Annotated in this window: 9 protein-coding genes; 7 read left to right on the forward strand and 2 right to left on the reverse strand. The window is 67.4% G+C overall.

Going from position 1 to position 6,289, the window contains the following annotated elements:
- From VL973_RS01790 to pal, 7 genes are all read left to right on the forward strand, one after another.
- Positions 1 to 310 (forward strand): Holliday junction DNA helicase RuvB C-terminal domain-containing protein (locus tag VL973_RS01790; RefSeq protein WP_325282323.1); only part of this gene is annotated, 310 nt, incomplete at its 5' end.
- A 51-nt stretch (positions 311 to 361) separates the two neighbouring features.
- The gene (gene ybgC, locus VL973_RS01795) at positions 362 to 811 is read left to right on the forward strand and encodes a tol-pal system-associated acyl-CoA thioesterase (protein ID WP_325282324.1); all 450 of its coding nucleotides are present in this window, start codon (positions 362 to 364) and stop codon (positions 809 to 811) included.
- A 6-nt stretch (positions 812 to 817) separates the two neighbouring features.
- Positions 818 to 1,510, forward strand: a complete 693-nt coding sequence (tolQ, locus tag VL973_RS01800; RefSeq protein WP_325282325.1) for a protein TolQ — start codon at positions 818 to 820, stop codon at positions 1,508 to 1,510.
- A complete protein-coding gene (gene tolR / locus VL973_RS01805; RefSeq protein WP_325282326.1) occupies positions 1,510 to 1,947 on the forward strand; it encodes a protein TolR in 438 nt (145 codons plus the stop codon). The genes tolQ and tolR overlap by 1 nt, the downstream gene beginning before the upstream one ends.
- Positions 1,948 to 1,961: 14 nt before the next feature.
- The gene (locus tag VL973_RS01810; RefSeq protein WP_325282327.1) at positions 1,962 to 2,900 is read left to right on the forward strand and encodes a cell envelope biogenesis protein TolA; all 939 of its coding nucleotides are present in this window, start codon (positions 1,962 to 1,964) and stop codon (positions 2,898 to 2,900) included.
- 124 nt (positions 2,901 to 3,024) lie between these two features.
- Positions 3,025 to 4,326 (forward strand): Tol-Pal system beta propeller repeat protein TolB, encoded by a 1,302-nt coding sequence (gene tolB, locus VL973_RS01815; RefSeq protein ID WP_325282331.1) that lies wholly within the window; start codon positions 3,025 to 3,027, stop codon positions 4,324 to 4,326.
- Between the two features lie 123 nt (positions 4,327 to 4,449).
- Positions 4,450 to 4,971, forward strand: a complete 522-nt coding sequence (gene pal, locus VL973_RS01820; protein WP_325282328.1) for a peptidoglycan-associated lipoprotein Pal — start codon at positions 4,450 to 4,452, stop codon at positions 4,969 to 4,971.
- Positions 4,972 to 5,017: 46 nt separating this feature from the next.
- Here pal and VL973_RS01825 read toward each other — a convergent pair whose 3' ends face one another.
- Positions 5,018 to 5,899, reverse strand: coding sequence for a S1/P1 nuclease (locus tag VL973_RS01825; protein ID WP_325282329.1), 882 nt, complete (start codon positions 5,897 to 5,899; stop codon positions 5,018 to 5,020).
- Positions 5,896 to 6,289: isoaspartyl peptidase/L-asparaginase (locus VL973_RS01830; protein WP_325282330.1), on the reverse strand; the 394-nt coding region annotated here is incomplete at its 5' end. The genes VL973_RS01830 and VL973_RS01825, both read right to left, overlap by 4 nt.

Below are 6,289 nucleotides of genomic sequence, written 5' to 3' on the forward strand. Positions count from 1 at the left end.
GGTCGATGCGCGCGTCGCCGACAGTGCGCTGAACCGGCTGGAGGTGGACGCGCTGGGGCTGGACGCAATGGACCGCCGATACCTGACCATGATCGCCGATATCTATCGCGGCGGGCCGGTCGGCGTGGAGACGCTCGCGGCAGGGCTCAGCGAGCCGCGCGACACGATCGAAGAGGTGATCGAACCCTACCTCATCCAGATCGGCATGGTCGCCCGCACCGCGCGCGGCCGCTGCCTGAACGGCGCGGCTTGGAAACATCTGGGGATCGAGCCGCCCGCAGGCACGCAGGACGGCCTGTTCGAGGGATAAGGGCCGAACGGCTTTGACCCGGTTGATACGCCCCGATAAAGGCAGGCGGGCATGACGTCAGACGCGCCCCCATCCGGCCGCTTCGAAGGCAGCGAACACCGGTTCCCGGTGCGCGTGTATTTCGAGGATACCGACCTGTCGGGCGTCGTCTATCACGCCAATTACCTGCGTTACATGGAACGCGCCCGTTCCGACATGCTGCGCGTGGCGGGGATCGACCAGCGCGCGGCGTTCGAGGGTGGGCAGGGCGTCTATGCCGTGCGCGACGTCGCGCTTCGTTTTGCCGCGCCCGCGCGACTGGACGACGATCTGGTGGTCGTCAGCCGCCTGACCGCCGCGCGCCCGGCGGCATGCGTCATTCAGCAACGAGTCATGAAGGGCGATGCCATGTTGGTCGACGCGTCGGTCGAGGCGGTGTTCGTCACCCCCGCCGGTCGCCCGCGCCGCCAGCCGCCCCAGTGGCTCGACATTTTCACCCGCCTTTTGTCCAAAGGGAATTGAGGCCGCATGGAAGCCGCGTTCATCAACACCGACGCCGCGACGCTGTCGCCCGTGGCATTGTTCCTTCAGGCCGACTGGGTCGTGAAGGGGGTCATGCTGGGGCTGCTGCTGGCCAGCATCTGGACCTGGGCGATCATCATCGGCTTTCGCATGAAGGTCGGCCGCACGAAAAAGGCGATCGACGGGTTCGAGGCGGATTATCGCCGCGCCGACGATGTCGATGCGTTTCACCGCAAGCACGCCGAAAGCGACATGCCGATCGCGCGCGTGTTTTCCGCCGGGGTTGCCGAATGGCGCCGGTCGACGGCGGGCAAGTCGATCGACCGTGACGGCACGCGCGAACGGCTGGCCACCGCAATGGGCGCGGCAGTCGCGTCGGAGATCGACCGGATGAGCGACCGGCTGAACGTGCTGGCGACGATCGGGTCGGTGGCGCCGTTTGTCGGCCTGTTCGGCACGGTCTGGGGTATCATGCGGAGCTTCACCAGCATCGCCGCCGAACAGAACTCGTCGCTGGCGGTGGTGGCGCCGGGCATTGCCGAGGCGCTGTTCGCGACTGCCATCGGCCTGTTCGCGGCGATTCCGGCCGTCATTGCGTATAACCGCTTCGCTCACGCCATCGACCGGATCGAGGCGCGGCTGAACCGCTTTGCCGATGGATTCCACGCCACGCTCAGCCGGCAGCTGGAACTCGCCTGATGGGCGCGCAGCTACCCTCGCGACGGGGGCGCGGGCGGCGCGCGCCGATGGCCGACATCAACGTGACGCCGCTGGTCGACGTGATGCTGGTGCTGCTCATCATCTTCATGGTCACGGCCCCGCTGTTGACGGCGGGCGTGCCGGTAAACCTGCCCGAAAGCCGTGCCAAGGCGCTGGACCAGGAACAGGAGCCGGTCCAGATCGCGATCGACGATGCCGGCGCGATCTTCGTCAACGACCGGCCCGTTGACGAATCCGCCCTGCCCGACGCGCTGGCCGAAATCGCCACCGCCAATGCTATGGGCGAACCGCCCGCCATTCTGGTCCGCGCCGACCGCACCACCAACTACGGCAAGTTCATGGGCGTGATGGGCGAACTGAACCGAGCCGGGCTGAACCGCGTGTCGCTGGTGACGCTCGGTTCGGGCGAGCGCTGAGGGCAGCGGGCAGGATGGATCGCGCCGAACGCATCGGGCTGGGCGCCGCGATTGTCGGCCATGTCGTGCTGTTTGGCTTGCTGTCGGTCGGCTTTCTGGCGACGCCGAACCCGGTCGAATTGAAGCCGGTGCCGATCGACGTCAGCCTGGTCGACGAAATCGGGCTGGAGGCGCAGGCCCCCGTCTCGATCGAACCGCCCGCAACCTCGATCGCGCCGGAGCAGGGGCCGCCGGAGGACGCCGCCCCGCCCGCGCCGGAGGCGGCGCCCGAACCGCAGCCCCAACCCGAACCAGAACCGGCACCACCGCAACCCGCCCCCGAACCGCGCCCCGCGCCCAAGCCCGCGCCCAAGGCACCGGCCCGCCCCAGGCCGAAAGCCGAAGCGCCGAAGGAAAAGGCCAAGGCGGAGCCGAAGCCCGCTGCCAAGGCGCCCGCCAAGGCAGCCCCCAAGCGCGAGGCGGCAAAGGCGCAGCCCAAGGCGAGCGCGGCCAAGGGGTCGGGCAGCGACACCGCATCAAAAGCCAGCCGCCCGCGTGGATCGCGGCTGGGCGAGGATTTCCGCAAGGGCCTGACCGACACCGTGTCGGACAGCCGGGCACCCAATCCGCCGTCGGCCGCGCGAATCGACGGTCGGGCGCTGGCGGGCATCCGCGACGCCATCCGCCGCCAGATCCAGCCCTGTGCCGACAAGCAGGTCAATCCGGGGCCGGGCGCCAATGCGATCGTCACGGTCCTCAACCTCCGACTCAATCGTGACGGCACGCTGGCGGGCAATCCGAAAATGGTGCGCCAGGCAGGGATCAGTGGCGAGAATGAGCGTTACGCCCAGCGCGTCGTCGATCTGGGCATCGCGGCGTTTCGCGCCTGCACGCCGCTGAAACTGCCCGCCGAGTTTTATCAGACCGCCAATGGCGGCTGGAGCAATATCAATTATAACTGGCAGTTGCGCTGATGCGCGGCGCCGGTTTGTTCGAGGAGAGCGTTCGATGCTGAAACTGCGGATGCTGGCCGCGCTGGCCGGTTGCACGGCGCTGGGACCGCTCGCGGCACAGGATGTCGCACCGCCGCCGATCGAAATGCCACAGGACGGCGCCTTGCCCGCGCAGGATCAGGCGCCACCGCCGTTGGAGGTCGACGTGACCGGCGGCATTTCGGCGCCGATGCCGATCGCCATCCCCTATATGCCGACCCCGGCGGTGCAGTCGACGCCCGCCGGATCGACCGACGATCTGGGCCGGCAATTGTCGGAGATCATCACCAACGACCTCAAGAACTCCGGCCTGTTCACCCCGCTGCAACCGGCGCAGCTGCGCGCGGTGGTGTTTCCGGAAGTGACGGCCCCGGTCTATGATTACTGGGGTGGCACGGGCGCGCAGGCGCTGGTGCAGGGGTTTGTCCGTTCTAACGGTGACGGCACGCTGACAGTCGGCTGTTATCTCTACGATGTGTTCTCGCGTATCGAACTGGCGCGGCAGGGTTTTGTGGTCAGCCCGGCGGACTGGCGCCGCGCCGCGCACAAATGCGCCGATACCGTCTACACCCGCCTGACCGGCGAGGGGCCGTATTTCGACAGCCGCATCGTTTACGTCAGCGAGACGGGACCGAAGGGCAAGCGCATCAAGCGGCTGGCGATCATGGATCAGGACGGCGCCAATCACCGCTTCCTGACCAACGGTCAGTCGATCGTGCTGACGCCGCGTTTCGCACCGAACCAGCAGACCATCGCCTATATGAGCTATGTCGGCGATCAGCCCGCCATCTATGTCTATGATCTCGGCAGTGGGCGGCAGCGCAAGGTGGTGCAGGGCGTCAGCCTGACCTTTGCGCCGCGTTTCTCGCCCGATGGCCGCTACATCCTGTTTTCGATGGCGCGCAACGGCAATACCGACCTGTATCGCGTGCCCGCAGGCGGCGGCGCGCCGCAACGGCTGACCAATTCGCCCGGCATCGATACCGGCGGCAGCTATTCGCCCGATGGCAGCCGCATCGTGTTCGAAAGCGATCGGGGCGGATCGCAGCAGCTTTACGTGATGAACGCCGACGGATCGAACCAGCGGCGCATCAGCTTTGGCGGCGGTCGTTATGCGACGCCGGTCTGGTCGCCGCGCGGCGACATGATTGCCTTCACGCGCATCTCCGGCGGCTTCAAGATCGGCGTGATGAACGCCGATGGCGGCGGCGAGAAGCTGTTGACCGACGCGTGGGGCGACGAGGGACCGAGCTGGTCGCCCAATGGCCGCGTGCTCACCTATCTGCGCTCGGCGCAGGGGTCGGGTCGGGCACAGGTCTGGTCGGTCGACCTGACCGGCGTGAACGAACGTCGTATTCCGACCCCGCTCGATGGATCGGACCCCAGTTGGGGACCGGTTCGCCCATAACCTGCCTTGCTCACGCAAGGTTCAGCAATGTTTCGCAACGAATCACGACGACAACGGTTCGTCGCATGAGTAATGATCGAGCGTCCTGACGATCCGAAATCGAAAAGAGGAGGAGTTTCCGAAATGGCCAATCGTTCCGCCGCGTTCATCATGGGCGTCGCGCTCATTGCCGTTGCAGGCTGCGCCAAGAAGCGGCCCGAAGTGCTGCCCCCCGCGCCCGGCGAAACCGCGCCGCCGCCCGCCACGGGCGAAACGTCCGGTCAGGTCGGCAATGGCGTGGTCCCCGGCTCGTCCGAGGATTTCCGCCAGTCGGTCCAGTCGGACACGGTGCTGTTCGCGCTCGACAGCTATGACATCGATCCCAGCGCCCGCGCGATCCTCGACAGCCAGACGCAGTGGCTGACGCAATATCCCAATGTCCGCGTGACCATCGAAGGCCATGCCGACGAACGCGGCACGCGTGAATATAATCTCGCGCTGGGTGATCGCCGCGCCAATTCGGCCAAGAATTATCTGGTCGCGCGCGGCATCGACGCCAGCCGCATCACCACGATCAGCTATGGCAAGGAACGCCCACAGGCGCTCGGCTCGGACGAAGCGTCATGGGCGCAGAACCGCCGCGCCGTGACGGTCGTCATTTCGTAAAAGGGTCGACCCCCGCCCCGACACGCTGGGCGGGGGTCGCGCTCGATCAGTCGCGGCGACGCGGTTGGGGCGTAAAGGCTTTTGCGGGATCGAACGCTTCGTCCAGCATCCGCGCCAGCCGCACGCCCGCGCGCTCGATCTGGAGCCGCTGGACGGGCACCATCTTCTCGATCGCTTCGGGTGTCACCGTCACCAGCCCGTCGGGCTTCGGCCCGCACGGATCGCCGCCCATCGCCAGCGCATAGGCGGTGTCGCGGCTGGCTTCCCAGGCCTGTCGGCTCCAGTCCTCGACACTGCCCGCGCCCAGTTCGGCCCGCTCGGCGGCGGAATAGGCGCGAATCGGCGAAGGCGGCGTCGTCACTGCGCGCTCGGCCAGCGGCGAGTCCCAGATGGAGTGCAGGTTCAGCCAGCGTGCCGTCACCGGGCCATAGCTGGCCTTGACGTCATTGCCGCCGCGATCGCCCCGGTCGCCTGCATGGGGTGGGGCGTGCAGGTCGCCGACGAAGTGGATCAGGAACGCCAGCGCCGCCACCTTCTCCCGCACGGGAATATTGCGGTTCTGGAGCAGCTTCACCTGCCGCTCGATCTGCGCCGACACGCAATTGCCGTCCTTGCACGCCGCTTTCAGGTCGAACGGGCGGCACACATCGACATTCTGGTAATGCCACGGTGCCGAATAGCTGAACCTGTCGCCCATTCCGCGAATGCAGTCGGGCCAAGTCGATGCCTGTTCCGGCGTCGCCGCCTTGCAGGTCGGCGTCTGCAACAGCGGCGCGCGAGCCAGTAGCGCGCGGACCTGACGCGCCGTGGCGGGGGACACGTTCAGCATCGCGATCCGCGCAATCGCCTCATGCGTGAAAAAGCCGTAGGCCAGCGCTGGCGCCGGCGCGAGCAGCAGCGCCAGCGCAAGGATCAACCGCCGCATCATTGTTCGTCGCCGTATATCGCCACCACCCGGTCGCCGCTCGCGCTGGCGCGGCCGCGATACATGCCGGGGGTGTTGTAACTCCAGGCCATTTCGCCCGACGGGCCGGTGACGATGACGCCGCCGGTGCCGCCCAGCGCCTTGGTCTCGCCCATCACCTGATCGGCGGCGGCCTTCAGGCTTTCGCCCTTGAAGCGGATGCGCGCGCAGATTTCGTGCGCGACGCCCTCGCGGATGAAGAACTCGCCGGCGCCGGTGGCCGATACCGCACAGGCACGGTCGTCGGCATAGGTGCCCGCACCGATCAGCGGCGAATCGCCGATCCGGCCCCAGCGCTTGGCGGTCAGGCCGCCGGTAGAGGTCGCCGCCGCGACATGGCCGTCCGTGTCGACC

It is taken from the genome of Sphingomonas sp., from assembly GCF_035490575.1.
In the GTDB taxonomy this organism is placed as follows: Bacteria; Pseudomonadota; Alphaproteobacteria; order Sphingomonadales; family Sphingomonadaceae; genus Sphingomonas.